The 12,421-nt window shown below is 72.9% G+C and carries 15 protein-coding genes; 10 read left to right on the top strand and 5 right to left on the bottom strand.

Features of this window, described 5'->3' with window-relative positions:
• Nucleotides 1–70: 70 nt before the first annotated feature.
• Nucleotides 71–601 carry an ASCH domain-containing protein gene (locus ACFWBN_RS26985; RefSeq protein ID WP_385179999.1) on the top strand — a complete coding sequence of 177 codons (531 nt, stop codon included), beginning with the start codon at nucleotides 71–73 and terminating at the stop codon, nucleotides 599–601.
• On the opposite strand, the gene ACFWBN_RS26990 is transcribed toward ACFWBN_RS26985, so the two are convergent.
• Nucleotides 514–2,169 (bottom strand): FAD-binding dehydrogenase, encoded by a 1,656-nt coding sequence (locus ACFWBN_RS26990; RefSeq protein WP_385180001.1) that lies wholly within the window; start codon nucleotides 2,167–2,169, stop codon nucleotides 514–516. The two genes, ACFWBN_RS26985 and ACFWBN_RS26990, sit on opposite strands and share 88 nt — an antisense overlap.
• 84 nt (nucleotides 2,170–2,253) lie before the next feature.
• Between ACFWBN_RS26990 and ACFWBN_RS26995 the strand changes: the two genes are divergently transcribed.
• From ACFWBN_RS26995 to ACFWBN_RS27030, 8 genes are all read left to right on the top strand, one after another.
• Complete coding sequence (locus tag ACFWBN_RS26995; RefSeq protein ID WP_385180003.1) at nucleotides 2,254–2,790, top strand: NUDIX domain-containing protein; 537 nt, start codon at nucleotides 2,254–2,256, stop codon at nucleotides 2,788–2,790.
• Nucleotides 2,791–2,809: 19 nt separating this feature from the next.
• Entirely contained in the window at nucleotides 2,810–3,208 is a 399-nt protein-coding gene (locus tag ACFWBN_RS27000; protein ID WP_385180005.1) for a YidH family protein, read from the top strand.
• On the top strand, nucleotides 3,205–3,522 hold the full coding sequence (locus ACFWBN_RS27005) for a DUF202 domain-containing protein (protein ID WP_385180009.1): 318 nt from the start codon (nucleotides 3,205–3,207) through the stop codon (nucleotides 3,520–3,522). Before ACFWBN_RS27000 ends, ACFWBN_RS27005 begins: the two co-directional genes overlap by 4 nt.
• Before the next feature lie 81 nt (nucleotides 3,523–3,603).
• Entirely contained in the window at nucleotides 3,604–3,900 is a 297-nt protein-coding gene (locus ACFWBN_RS27010) for a hypothetical protein (protein ID WP_385180011.1), read from the top strand.
• Nucleotides 3,901–4,013: 113 nt separating this feature from the next.
• The gene (locus ACFWBN_RS27015; protein WP_385180013.1) at nucleotides 4,014–4,925 is read left to right on the top strand and encodes an MBL fold metallo-hydrolase; all 912 of its coding nucleotides are present in this window, start codon (nucleotides 4,014–4,016) and stop codon (nucleotides 4,923–4,925) included.
• Between the two features lie 122 nt (nucleotides 4,926–5,047).
• Nucleotides 5,048–6,079, top strand: a complete 1,032-nt coding sequence (locus ACFWBN_RS27020) for a phosphotransferase family protein (RefSeq protein WP_385180017.1) — start codon at nucleotides 5,048–5,050, stop codon at nucleotides 6,077–6,079.
• 13 nt (nucleotides 6,080–6,092) lie between these two features.
• A complete protein-coding gene (locus ACFWBN_RS27025) occupies nucleotides 6,093–7,307 on the top strand; it encodes an acyl-CoA dehydrogenase family protein (protein ID WP_385180021.1) in 1,215 nt (404 codons plus the stop codon).
• 167 nt (nucleotides 7,308–7,474) lie between these two features.
• Nucleotides 7,475–7,696, top strand: a complete 222-nt coding sequence (locus tag ACFWBN_RS27030) for a GPR1/FUN34/YaaH family transporter (protein ID WP_385180024.1) — start codon at nucleotides 7,475–7,477, stop codon at nucleotides 7,694–7,696.
• A gap of 8 nt (nucleotides 7,697–7,704) precedes the next feature.
• Here ACFWBN_RS27030 and ACFWBN_RS27035 read toward each other — a convergent pair whose 3' ends face one another.
• A complete protein-coding gene (locus ACFWBN_RS27035; RefSeq protein ID WP_385180146.1) occupies nucleotides 7,705–8,079 on the bottom strand; it encodes a MerR family transcriptional regulator in 375 nt (124 codons plus the stop codon).
• A 52-nt stretch (nucleotides 8,080–8,131) separates the two neighbouring features.
• Between ACFWBN_RS27035 and ACFWBN_RS27040 the strand changes: the two genes are divergently transcribed.
• The gene (locus ACFWBN_RS27040; RefSeq protein ID WP_385180027.1) at nucleotides 8,132–9,292 is read left to right on the top strand and encodes an alkene reductase; all 1,161 of its coding nucleotides are present in this window, start codon (nucleotides 8,132–8,134) and stop codon (nucleotides 9,290–9,292) included.
• Here the strand turns inward: ACFWBN_RS27040 and ACFWBN_RS27045 are convergent.
• From ACFWBN_RS27045 to ACFWBN_RS27055, 3 genes are read right to left on the bottom strand one after another with little or no spacing between them, the layout of a single operon-like run.
• On the bottom strand, nucleotides 9,231–9,836 hold the full coding sequence (locus ACFWBN_RS27045; RefSeq protein WP_385180030.1) for a TetR/AcrR family transcriptional regulator: 606 nt from the start codon (nucleotides 9,834–9,836) through the stop codon (nucleotides 9,231–9,233). The genes ACFWBN_RS27040 and ACFWBN_RS27045 overlap by 62 nt on opposite strands.
• Before the next feature lie 50 nt (nucleotides 9,837–9,886).
• Nucleotides 9,887–11,584 carry a class I adenylate-forming enzyme family protein gene (locus ACFWBN_RS27050; protein WP_385180032.1) on the bottom strand — a complete coding sequence of 566 codons (1,698 nt, stop codon included), beginning with the start codon at nucleotides 11,582–11,584 and terminating at the stop codon, nucleotides 9,887–9,889.
• Entirely contained in the window at nucleotides 11,581–12,354 is a 774-nt protein-coding gene (locus ACFWBN_RS27055; protein ID WP_385180035.1) for an SDR family oxidoreductase, read from the bottom strand. The genes ACFWBN_RS27050 and ACFWBN_RS27055 overlap by 4 nt, the downstream gene beginning before the upstream one ends.
• Nucleotides 12,355–12,421 lie beyond the last annotated feature (67 nt).

The following is a 12,421-nucleotide window of genomic DNA, read 5'->3' on the forward strand; positions in this document are numbered from 1 at the left end:
GGTGATGGTGTGAGTTGGGGTGGTTGTGCCGGTTCGCGAGGGCCGTCGGCGCGGACCCGCGGGGTGGCCGGTGACGACGTACGACGATCTTCCCCCGTACCTGCCGGCCTTCCCCGGGCCGCTGCGCGACCGGCTGGTGGCGGCCGTCCTGAGCGGGGCGAAGACACCGACGGCGGGGTCGCTCGCGAGCTACGGGGCGGAGGGCGAGCCGCTGCCCCGGGCGGGGCAGCGGACGGCCCTCATGGACTCCGCCGGGTGTCCGGTGGCTGTCCTGGGGGTGACGGACGTACGGGTTCTGCGGCTCGGCGGCGTGGACCTGGGGCACGCGCCGGCCGAGGGCGAGGGATGTGCGTCCGTGGCCGAATGGCGCGCCTCGCACCGGCCGGTGCCGGCCTCGTTCCGACGCGGTCGGCCGGGGTCGGCTCGGTCGGCCGGGGTCGGCTCGGTCGGCCGGGGTCGGCGCAGTGGGCCGGGGTCGGCGCAGTGGGCCGGGGTCGGCGCAGCCGGTCGGGCTCAGCCCACCGCCTTGGCCGCCGCGCGTCCGGCCGCGCGGCCCGAGAAGATGCAGCCGCCGAGGAAGGTGCCCTCCAGGGCGCGGTAGCCGTGGACTCCCCCGCCGCCGAAGCCGGCCGCCTCGCCCGCCGCGTAGACGCCGGGCAGCGGTTCGCCGCCGGCCGTCAGGACGCGCGAGGAGAGGTCGGTCTCCAGGCCGCCCAGGGACTTGCGGGTGAGGATCGACAGCCGTACCGCGATCAGCGGACCGGCCGCGGGGTCCAGGATCCGGTGCGGTGCGGCGGTGCGGATCAGCTTGTCGCCGAGGTACTTGCGGGCCCCGTGGATCGCCGTCACCTGGAGGTCCTTGGTGAACGGGTTGGCGATCTCCCGGTCCCGGGAGGTGATCACGCGGCGCAGGGCGTCCTCGTCGATCAGGCCCTCCTTGGTGACGGCGTTCATCCCGCGCACCAGGGCGGCGAGGTCGCGCTCGACGACGAAGTCCGCGCCGTTGTCCATGAAGGCCTGGACCGGCCCCGGCACGGCCTGCCGCGCCCGGTCGATCACCCCGCGGACCGATTTTCCGGTCAGGTCCGGGTTCTGCTCGGAGCCGGAGAGGCCGAACTCCTTGCCGATGATGCGCTGGTTGAGGACGAACCACGTATGGTCGTGGCCGGTCTTCATGATGTGGTCGAGGGTGCCGAGGGTGTCGAAGCCCGGGAAGAGCGGTACGGGCAGCCGCTTGCCCGTCGCGTCCAGCCAGAGCGAGGAGGGGCCGGGCAGGATGCGGATGCCGTGCCGGGCCCAGATCGGGTTCCAGTTCTCGATGCCCTCGGTGTAGTGCCACATCCGGTCCTTGTTGATGTGGCTGGCGCCCGCCGACTCCGCGATGCCGAGCATCAGGCCGTCCACGTGCGCCGGGACCCCGGAGAGCATCCGCTCCGGCGGGGTGCCGAGCCGGTCGGGCCACTGTGCCCGTACGAGGTCGTGGTTGCCGCCGATGCCGCCGCTGGTCACGATCACGGCCTGGGCCCGCAGGGAGAAGGCCCCGGTGGCCTCGCGGCCGCTCGCGGTGCCGCGTACGGCGTCGGAGGGCTCCAGGACCTCGCCCGTCACGGTGTCCACCGCGCCGGCCGTACGGGAGAGCCCGGTGACCCGGTGGCGGAACTTCAGCTGGACCAGGCCGCGGGCCACGCCGGCCCGGACGCGCCGCTCGAAGGGCGCCACCAGGCCGGGGCCCGTGCCCCAGGTGATGTGGAAGCGGGGGACGGAGTTGCCGTGGCCGTCGGCGTCGTAGCCGCCGCGCTCCGCCCATCCGACGACGGGGAAGAAGCGGACGCCCTGGGCGTGCAGCCAGGGGCGCTTCTCGCCGGCCGCGAAGTCCACGTAGGCCTCGGCCCAGCGGCGCGGCCAGGCGTCCTCCTCGCGGTCGAAGCCGGCGGTGCCCAGCCAGTCCTGGAGGGCCAGGGCGCGGCTGTCCTTGATCCGCATGCGGCGCTGTTCGGGCGAGTCCACGAAGAACAGCCCGCCGAAGGACCAGTGGGCCTGGCCGCCTATGGACTGCTCGGGCTCCTGGTCGAGCAGGATGACCTTGCGGCCCGCGTCGACGAGTTCGGCGGTGGCCACGAGGCCGGCGAGCCCCGCCCCGATCACGATCACGTCTGCGTCGTACGTCATGCGATACCCGTCCTCCGTCGGTGGTGGGGCAGATCCTTGGCTACGGAGCGGTAACCAGTCAACAGCGGTGGTTGGATGACCTGTGTGAGTGCTGCTGACGAAGTGCTGGACGTGGTGGACCGGGACGACCGGGTGGTCGGACAGGCCCCGCGCGGTGAGGTGTACGCGAACGGGCTGATCCACCGCTGTGTGTTCGTGCAGGCGAGGGATGCGGAAGGCCGGATCTTCGTGCACCGGCGGACCGATTCGAAGCTGGTGTTCCCCTCGGCCTACGACATGTTCGTGGGCGGGGTGCTGGGCGCCGGGGAGAGCTACGAGGAGGCCGCGCTGCGGGAGGCCGAGGAGGAGCTCGGGGTGCGGGGGCTGCCGCAGCCCGTGCCGCTGTTCAAGTTCCTGTACGAGGGGCCGGGCGGGGCCTGGTGGTCGTACGTGCACGAGGTGCGGTGCGAGCTGCCGGTGCGGCCGCAGGTGTCGGAGGTGGCCTGGCACGACTTCGTGGCGGAGGACGAACTGGAGCGGCGGGTGGCCGACGGTTCGTGGACGTGGGTGCCGGACGGGCTGGAGGCGTACCGGCGGCTGCGGGAGTTCCGTGCGCCGGGCGGTCACGGGCTCGCGGGGTAGCGGGCCGTAGATTGGGTGTGTGATCGACTTCGTCAAGGATGTGCGGCTGTGGTTCGCACCGTCGCGGCTGAGGGACGAGGGCGAGACCCCCGACTACCGCTTCTCGCTGGCCAATGAGCGGACCTTCCTGGCCTGGATCCGGACCGCGCTGGCCCTGGTGGGCGGCGGGTTCGCGGTCGACCAGTTCCTGCCGGACCTGCGGTGGGGGGTGCGGGTCGCCATGGCCTTCGCGCTGCTGGCGGTGGGTGCGGCGTGTGCGCTGCGGGCGGTGAACCACTGGGTGCGGTGCGAGCGGGCCATGCGGCGGGGTGAGGACCTGCCGCTGTCGCGGTTCCCGGTGGTGCTGAGCCTGGGGGTCGGGCTGGTCGCGGTGGCGATGGTGGTGGTCGTACTGCTGGGCTGGACGCGGGGCCGGTGACCGCCTACGGGGAGACGCGCGACGCCGGGCTCCAGCCGGAGCGGACCCGGCTCGCGTGGCGGCGTACGACGCTGGCCTGCTCGGTGGTGGCGGTGCTGGGGATACGGCAGGCCCTGCACGGATCCGGTACGCCGGTGGCGGCCGCGGGGACCGCGGTGATCGCCCTGCTCTGGCTGGCGTTCCTGGGGGTGGCGCACCGTCGGATCCGGGCGCTGTCGGCGGCCCGGCCGCGGGCGCTCGCCCCGCGGGCGGCCCTGGCGGCGGTGGCGTGCACGGTGGGGCTGGCGGTGTTCGCACTGGCGCTGGTCTTCTGAGCGGGCGCCCGGCTCTCCCCCCGGGACACGCCAAACGGACACAACGGGCGATCCGGGGTGTTCCGCACTAGCCTCGGCCGTATGACCACCACACACCTCGAACACACCTCCCACGAGCACGCCCACGGCCCCGACTGCGGGCACCGGGAGGTGAAGCACGGCGACCACGTGGACTACGCGCACGACGGCCACCTGCACCGGGAGCACTCCGGTCACTACGACGAGTGCGAGACCCCCGGGCACACCACCCACGACGGGCACGCGCACGCCCACGGCGCCGACTGCGGCCACGACTCCGTCCAGCACGGCGACCACGTCGACTACCTGCACGACGGGCACCGGCACGCGGCGCACGACGGCCACTACGACGACCACTGACCGGCGCGCCGCCTGACCGATGATCCGGTCAGGACCGATACCCGCCCTCCCCCTGGACCGCCACGGCTGGCAGGATGCCGTCCGCCTGTCACAGCGATCCGGGGAGAGCTCAGATGCCCGTCGACGATCCGTACCTCGTCCAGCCCGCGCCCGGGGTGTACGCCTACGTCCAGCCGGACGGAGGCTGGTGCCTCAACAACGCCGGCTTCGTGAGCGACGGCGGCCGGACCCTGCTCGTCGACACCGCCGCCACCGAGCGGCGGGCGCTGGCCCTGCGCGAGGCGGTCGTGACGGCCGGGGTGCCGCTCCCCCGCACCGTGGTGAACACCCACCACCACGGCGACCACACCTACGGCAACGGCGTGTTCGCCCCCGAGGCGCTGGTCCTGGGGCACGACAACGCGCGGGCCGAGCAGCTGGCCGCCGGGCACCAGCTGGAGATGATCTGGCCGGCGACGGACTTCGGCGCGATAGAGATCACCGCGCCCGACCTCACCTACAGCGACCGGATGACCCTGCACGTCGGCGGGACGGAGGTGCAGGTCATCCACCCGGGCGTCGCGCACACCACCGGGGACTCGATCGTGTGGCTGCCGCGGCAGCGGGTGGTCTTCACCGGCGACCTGGTCTTCGCCGGGGGGACCCCGTTCCTGGCGATGGGCTCGCTGGCCGGATCGCTCCGGGCGCTGGAGCTGCTGCGCTCGCTCGACGCGGAGACCGTCGTACCGGGCCACGGGCCCCTGACCGACGGGTCGGCCTACGAGTCCACCGAGCGCTACCTGCGGTACGTGGCCGAGCTCGCCCGGGAGGGGCGGGCGAAGGGGCTGACCCCGCTGGAGGTGGCCCGGGAGGCCGATCTCGGCGAGTTCGCGGGCTGGCGGGAGAGCGAGCGGCTGGTGGCGAACGTGCACCGGGCGTACGCGGAACTGGCCGGGGAGCCGGAGGGCGCCCCGCTGGACATCCTCGCGGTGCTGAAGGACATGACGGCGATGAACGGCGGGACCCCGATCCTGTGCCACGCGTGAGGTGACATTGCCGGACCGAAGGGGTTCTTTCGGTCCGCACTCTGGACGGCATACCGACTGGTCGGCATGATGGCACCGTTCCATCCATCCGACATCGTCAACTCCGTACGGAGGTGCGCACCATGACCTCAGCCTCAGCCGACCCGCGGGGCCTCGATCTGGAGCGGCTGCGCGGTCATCTCGACCGGGTGCGGCCGGGACTCGTGGCCGGGGCGCTGCGCGGCCGGCTGATCGAAGGCGGCCGGTCGAATCTCACGTACGAGATCACCGACGGGACCGCCCGCTGGGTGGTGCGCAGGCCGCCGCTCGGGCACGTGCTGGCCACCGCGCACGACATGCGCCGCGAGCACCGGGTGATCGCGGCGCTGCACGGCACGGCCGTTCCGGTGCCCGAGCCGGTGCTGCTGTGCGAGGACGAGGAGGTGCTGGGGGCGCCGTTCTACGTCATGGAGTACGTGGACGGGGTGCCGTACCGGACGGCGGGCCAGCTCGCCGGGATCGGGCCGGAGCGCACCCGGCGGGCGGTGCTGGGCCTGGTGGACACCCTGGTCGAGCTGCACGCGGTGGATCCCGAGTCGGTGGGCCTGGGCGACTTCGGCCGGCCCGAGGGCTTCCTCGACCGGCAGCTGCGCCGCTGGGGCAAGCAACTCGCGGCCTCGCGGGGGCGGGAGCTGGCCGGGATCGACGAGCTGCACGGCGCGCTCGGCCGGGCGCTGCCCGACTCCCCCGCGCCGACCGTGGTGCACGGGGACTTCCGGCTCGACAACGTGCTGATCGGCGGGCCGGACGACACGATCCGGGCGGTGCTGGACTGGGAGATGTCCACGCTGGGCGATCCGCTCACCGATCTCGGGCTGCTGGTGATGTACAGCTCCGACCTGGGCCTGGCCGAATCGCCGGTCAGCACGACGAGCGGGGCGCCCGGGCATCCGACCCCCGCCGAGCTGGTCGAGCGGTACGCCGCCCGCTCCGGCCGCGACACCGGCGCCATCGCCTGGTACACGGCCTTCGCCTGGTTCAAGCTCGCCGTGATCCTCGAAGGCATCCACTACCGCTACACGCTCGGACAGACCGTCGGGGCGGGCTTCGACCGGATCGGCGAGCTGGTGCCGGTCTTCATCGAACACGGACTGACCACCCTCCAGGAAGGCTGAGGAGCCGATCAGCATGGACTTCGCATTCGACGCCCGGACCGAGGAACTCCGCGAGCGGCTGCTCGCGTTCATGGAGGAGTACGTCTACCCGGCGGAAGCCCTCGCCGTCGAGCAGCGCGCGCGGCTGGCCTCGCCCTGGGACACCCCGGCCGTCTTCGGTGAACTGAAGGCCGAGGCGCGCCGCCAGGGCCTGTGGAACCTCTTCCTGCCGGACGGGGAGTACGGCGCCGGGCTCACCAACCTGCAGTACGCCCCGCTCGCCGAGATCACCGGCCGCAGCCCGCACCTGGCGCCGATGGCGACCAACTGCGCGGCCCCGGACACCGGGAACATGGAGCTGCTCGCCCAGTTCGGGAACGAGGAGCAGAAGAAGCAGTGGCTGGAGCCGCTGCTGGCCGGGGAGATCCGCTCCGCATTCGCCATGACCGAGCCCGAGGTGGCCTCCTCGGACGCGACGAACATCGAGACGCGGATCGAGCGGGACGGCGACGACTACGTGGTCACCGGCCGCAAGTGGTTCATCTCCGGGGCGATGAACCCGGACTGCAGGATCTTCATCGTGATGGGCAAGACCGACCCGGAGGGCTCCGATCCGCGTCGCCAGCAGTCGATGATCCTGGTCCCGCGCGACACCCCGGGGGTCGAGATCCGCCGGGCCATGACGGTGTACGGGTACGAGGACCACGACCACGGCGGCCACGCCGAGGTCGTCTTCGACGGGGCCCGGGTCCCGGCGGCGAACCTGATCGGCGAGGAGGGCACCGGCTTCGCCATCGCCCAGGCGCGGCTCGGCCCCGGCCGCATCCACCACTGCATGCGGCTGATCGGCATGGCGGAGCGGGCCATCGAGCTCATGTGCCGGCGCGCGGTGGAACGTAAGGCCTTCGGCAAGCCGTTGGCCGCGCAGGGCGTCGTGCAGAACTGGATCGCGGACGCCCGGGTGACGGTGGAGCAGCTGCGGCTGCTGGTGCTGAAGACGGCCTGGCTGATGGACACGGCCGGGAACCGGGGCGCCCACACCGAGATCCAGGCCATCAAGATCGCGACCCCGCGGGCGGTGGTGCGGATCCTGGACGACGCGGTGCAGCTGCACGGCGCGGGCGGGGTGAGCCAGGACTTCCCGCTGGCCGAACTGTGGGCGGCGGCGCGGACGCTCCGGCTGGCCGACGGTCCGGACGAGGTGCACCAGCGGTCGCTGGCCCGGCGGGAGCTGAAGCGGTACCTGTAGTCGCCGGCGGGCGTAGCGGGAGCAAGTGGCCGCCGCGGGGCTTCGGTCCTGCGGCGGTGGACCGTCGAACGCGGCGCTCAGCGCCGTCGTACTGCCGCTCGCCCTCTTCTACGGCGGCCTCGCGCAGTTCGTCGCCGGCGTGCTGGAGTTCCGGCGCCACCGCCTACATGTCCGTCGCCGCCGTGAAGCTGGACCTCGCGCACCGGCTGCTCTTCGTCGTGCCGGCGCTGACCTTCCTCTTCCTGGCGCTCGGAGACCTGTCCCAGGTCTCCGCCCTGGGCCGCGTCGGCGGCTGGCTCGGCCTGCTCTGCGCCGGCATCGCCTGGTACCTCTCCTTCGCCGTGGTGACCGAGGAGACCTGGGGCCGCAAGGTCCTGCCGCTGGGCTGAGCCCGCACCTACGGGGTCGCGTCGATACGGCCCGCCGCCGCGACGATGACCTCGTCCAGCACCTCTCGGGAGCGGAGCAGATCGCCGATCATCCGGTCGATCCGCTCCCGCTCGGTGGTCAGTTCGGCCACCAGCGCCGGGGTCGCGCGCACCGACGGGCCGCCGTCCTCGTCGCGCATGCACGGGAGGATCCGGGCGATCTTCGTACTGTGCAGGCCGGCCGCGTACAGCTCCTGGATCCGGATGACCCGGTCGACGGCCCGTTCGGAAAAGTCCCGGTGGCCGCCGGGGGTCCGGTCGGACACCAGCAGGCCCTGCTGCTCGTAATAGCGCAGCGAACGCTCGCTCACCCCGCTGCGCGCCGCCAGTTCACCGATCCGCATGCCCCACCCCGGCCTTGATTCTGACATCAGTGTCAGGTTTTACGGTACCGGCATGACGCACACACCGCAGGCACCCACCACATCCCGCCTCTTCGAAACCGCCCGCCTCGGGGGCCTGGAGCGCCCCGGCCGCCTGGTCATGGCGCCGCTCACCCGCAACCGCGCCGGGGCCGACGGCGTGCCGGGCGCACTCATGGCCACCCACTACGCACAGCGCGCCTCGGCCGCCCTGATCATCGCCGAGGGCACCACGCCCAACGCCGTCGGCCAGACCTACCCCCACATCCCCGGCATCCACACCCCGGCGCAGATCGCCGGGTGGCGCCGCGTCACCGATGCCGTGCGCGCGGCCGGCGGGCGGATGTTCCTCCAGCTCCAGCACGGCGGCCGGGTCGGTCACCCCGACACCAGCGGGCACGTCCCGCTCGCCCCGTCCGCGGTGCCGTTCCCCGAACCGCTGCAGACCCCCGGCGGGCTCCGGGACGCCGTCGCCCCCCGCGAGATGACGGCCGAGGACATCCGGTCCACCATCGCCGACTTCGCGAACGCCGCCCGCAACGCCGTGGAGGCGGGCTTCGCCGGTGTGGAGGTGCACTCCGCCAACGGCCACCTGCTCCACCAGTTCCTGGCGGGGAACACCAACCGGCGCACGGACGAATGGGGCGGGTCCGTGGAGGGCCGGATCCGGTTCACCGTCGAGGTGGTCAGGGCCGTCGCCGAGGCCATCGGCCCGGAGCGGGTCGGCGTAAGGATCTCGCCCGGAGTGAACGTCAACGGCATCGAGGAGGGCGACACCGAGGAGATCTACCCGGCGCTGGTCAAGGCCCTGGCGGACGTCGGCCCTGTCTACCTGCACCAGGTCCACGCCGACCCGGACGCGCCCCTCTTCCGGGAGATCCGCGCGGCCTGGCCCGGCACGCTGATCGCCAACCCGCGGCTCTCCCACGAGGAGGTCGCGGCCGACGGCGGCGGGCGCAGGGCCGAGGACCTGCTGGCCGGGGGCGCCGATCTGGTCTCACTCGGCCGGGGGTTCCTCGCCAACCCCGACTTCGTCGAGCGGCTGCGCACCGGCGCACCGCTCAACGAGATCCGGCCGGAGTTCCTGATGTACGTACGGGGCGCGGAGGGCTACAACGACTACCCGGCGCTCCCTACGGACGCAGCGCGCGCAGCAGGAGGTCGGCGAGGTGGTCGGCGACCTGCTGCGGTGTGAGCGGGCCGTCCGTGCGGTACCAGGTGGACAGGTGGTGCACGGATCCGAAGTGGTAGTCCACGACCAGGTCGGCGGGGGTGGCGGTGGAGAACACCCCCGTACGCTGGCCCTCCTCGACGAGCGCCCGGAAGCGCTCGTGGTAGCGCCGGCGCTCGGCCCGCACCTGCTTGAACTTCTCCGGGCTGAGCTGGTGCATCGACCGGAAGAAGATCATCGCGTCGTCGAGGTTCTCGATGGTCGTGACGACCACGTCGGCGGCGGCCGCCCGCAGCCGCTCCTCGACGGGGGCGTCGGAATCGGCCACCGCGTCGAGGCGCTGCTGCTGGAGGCGCAGCATCCGCGCGTACACCTCGTGCAGCAGATCGTCCTTGGACCCGAAGTAGTGGTAGAGCGCGCCCTTGGTGACCCCGGCCGCCTCGACGATCTCCTGCACCGAGGTGCGGTCGTAGCCGCGCTCGGCGAAGAGCCGGGTGGCGACGGCCAGCAGCCGCTGCGGTACCGGGGCCTCGTGCGTGCCTTCGGGTTCCGTGGTCCTCGCAGCCATGGCGCCGACCTTCCCTTCCCATTCCCAGCTGTACGACCGTCCGACTGTTTTCAGCCGCGGTCGCGCAGTTCCCGTCGCAGGATCTTGCCACTGGTCGTCTTCGGAAGGACAGGCAGGATCTCCACCTGACGCGGGTATTTGTACGCGGCGATGCGCGCGGCGCAGTACGCGGACAGCTCCGCCGGGTCGGCCGAGGTGCCGGGGCGCAGGCTGACGTACGCCTTGACGCTCTCCCCGCGGTAGGGGTCGGGGACGCCGACGACGGCCGCCTCGCGGACGGCGGGGTGGGAGTAGAGCACGTCCTCGACCTCGCGCGGCCAGACCTTGAAGCCGGAGGCGTTGATCATGTCCTTCTTGCGGTCGACGACGTAGAGCCAGCCGTGCGCGTCCATGAACCCGACGTCCCCGGTGCGCAGTTCGCCGTCCGGGAAGGCCTTGGCGGTGTCGGCGGGCAGGCCCCAGTAGCCGGGCACGACCTGCGGGCCGCGGACGGCTATCTCGCCGGTCTCGCCGAAGGGGACCTCGGCGCCCTGCTCGTCGAGGATGCGCACGACGGTCTCGGCGCCGGGCAGGCCCACAGAGAGGGTGCCGGAGGCGGGGTCGACGGGCGCTTCGAGGTGCGGGGGGACCGAGGCGCAGGGGGCGGTGCACTCGGTGAGGCCGTAGCCGTTGCGCAGGTAGAAGCCGAAGGAGGCGCGCAGCCGTTCGACGAGCGCGGGCGGCAGCGGGGCCCCGCCGGAGGAGATCACCTGGAAGGAGGCGAAGTGGTCGGGGGTGGCGCCGGGGTGGGCGGTGAGGGCCATGAAGGCGGTGGCCGGCCCGACGGTGTAGGCGGGGCGGTGTTCGAGGAAGGCGTCGAGGACGACCCCGGCCTCGAAGCGGTGGGCGAGGACGAGGGTGCCGGCGTTGGCGAAGCAGGCGGCGAGCTCGCAGACCATGCCGGTGATGTGGAAGAGCGGGGCGAGGGCGAAGTAGCCGGCGCCCTCGGGGAGGGGGTGGCCGGTGACCTGCCGTACCGCGTTGTACGTGAGCGCACCGTGCGGGTTCATGGCGCCCTTGGGGGTGCCGCTGGTGCCCGAGGTGTAGCTGATGAGGGCGGTGTCGGCGGCGGTGAGGCGGGCGTCCGGCGGCGCGGGGTGGCCCCGGCGGGCCACGGTGAGCAGATCCGCCCCCTCGGCGCAGCGGGAGCCGGAGAGGGCGGAGTCGGTGCCGGGGGCCGGGAAGACACGGGGGTCGTTGCGGGTCTGGAAGTCCTCGCCGCGGGCGGTCAGTACGGTGCCCACGCCGGTCCCCCGCACCGTCTCGCCCAGGTACGCCTCCCACGCGCCGCCCTCGCAGAGCAGCGCGGCCGCCCCCGAGTCGCGCAGGATGTGGCCGACCTCGCCGGACTTGTACATGGGGTTGAGCGGGACGACGACGGCCCCGGCCTTCCAGGCGGCGAGGACGGCCAGCACGAAGTGCGGGGTGTTCTGCAGCATCACGGCGACCCGGTCCCCGCGGCGGACGCCCCGCGCGGCGAGGTGGCCGGCGACCGAGTCGGAGAGCGCGTCGGCCTCGGCGTAGCTCGTGCGGCCGTCGAAATAGGCCAGCGCGGTGCGCTCGGGGGCGCGGGCCACGGCGTCGCGGAAGGCGTGCAGCACGGTCGGCGGCGGCTCGACGGGGGCCCGCTGGGCCGGGCTGAGCAAGGCGAGCCAGGGCTTGGCCGCGTACGCGGAGGAAGCGGGTGCCACCGGTGAGGACTCGGTCACCGGGCCTCCCACTTCTGCTGGAGGTGGTTCATACCGCTGAGCCAACGGTCCGGTTCGGTGGCGCGGGCCGCGTAGAAGTCCGCGACCTCGGGGTGCGGGAGGATCAAGAACCGGCCCTTCTCCATGCCGTCGAACAGTGCGTCCACGACCGCTTCGGGCTCGATCGCGGTCGGCGCGAGGACGAGTTCGCCCGCCGAGCCCGCGGCGGTCAGCATGTCGGTGCGCACCCCCTGCGGGCAGATCGCGTGGACCTGGACACCGCGGTGGCGGTAGGTCAGCGAGAGCCATTCGGCGAAGGCGAGCGCACCGTGCTTGGTGACACTGTACGGTGCCGCCCCGATCATGGTCAGCAGTCCGGCGGCGGAGACGGTGGACACGAAGCGGCCCTCCTCCCGCTCCAGCCACGCCGGCAGGAGCATGCGGGCGGCTCGGACGTGGGCCATGACGTTGACGTCCCAGGCCGCCTCCCAGACGTCCTCGTCGGCGAACGCGTCTCCGCCCGCGGCGAGTCCGGCGTTGGCGCAGTAGACGTCGATCCTGCCGTCGAGTGCCTCGCGGGCCTCGGGCACGATCGTCGAGGCGTCACCGGTCAGCATGATCGCGCGGGCGCCGATCTCGTCCGCCACCGCGGCCGCCTTGGCGGTGTCGATGTCGTTGACGACGACGGTCGCGCCCTCGGCGGCGAAGCGACGGGCGAGGGCCGCGCCGATGCCGCCGCCCGCTCCGGTGACGACGACTCGCTGGTCCTGGTACGCGCTCACGGAGATCACCTTTCGTGGCCGGATGGGGGATCGTGGGCAGACTAACCAGTCGGTATGTCGGGGCGGAAGGGGTCTG

The sequence above is a fragment of the Streptomyces sp. NPDC059989 genome (assembly GCF_042736975.1).
In the GTDB taxonomy this organism is placed as follows: Bacteria; Actinomycetota; Actinomycetes; order Streptomycetales; family Streptomycetaceae; genus Streptomyces.

Coding starts and splice junctions, on each gene's coding strand:
- ACFWBN_RS26990 (WP_385180001.1), bottom strand. CDS start 2,169: ATGACGTACGACGCAGACGTGATCGTGATCGGGGCGGGGCTCGCCGGC.
- ACFWBN_RS27010 (WP_385180011.1), top strand. CDS start 3,604: ATGACCACCACACACCTCGAACACACCTCCCACGAGCACGCCCACGGC.
- ACFWBN_RS27015 (WP_385180013.1), top strand. CDS start 4,014: ATGCCCGTCGACGATCCGTACCTCGTCCAGCCCGCGCCCGGGGTGTAC.
- ACFWBN_RS27020 (WP_385180017.1), top strand. CDS start 5,048: ATGACCTCAGCCTCAGCCGACCCGCGGGGCCTCGATCTGGAGCGGCTG.
- ACFWBN_RS27025 (WP_385180021.1), top strand. CDS start 6,093: ATGGACTTCGCATTCGACGCCCGGACCGAGGAACTCCGCGAGCGGCTG.
- ACFWBN_RS27030 (WP_385180024.1), top strand. CDS start 7,475: ATGTCCGTCGCCGCCGTGAAGCTGGACCTCGCGCACCGGCTGCTCTTC.
- ACFWBN_RS27035 (WP_385180146.1), bottom strand. CDS start 8,079: ATGCGGATCGGTGAACTGGCGGCGCGCAGCGGGGTGAGCGAGCGTTCG.
- ACFWBN_RS27040 (WP_385180027.1), top strand. CDS start 8,132: ATGACGCACACACCGCAGGCACCCACCACATCCCGCCTCTTCGAAACC.
- ACFWBN_RS27045 (WP_385180030.1), bottom strand. CDS start 9,836: ATGGCTGCGAGGACCACGGAACCCGAAGGCACGCACGAGGCCCCGGTA.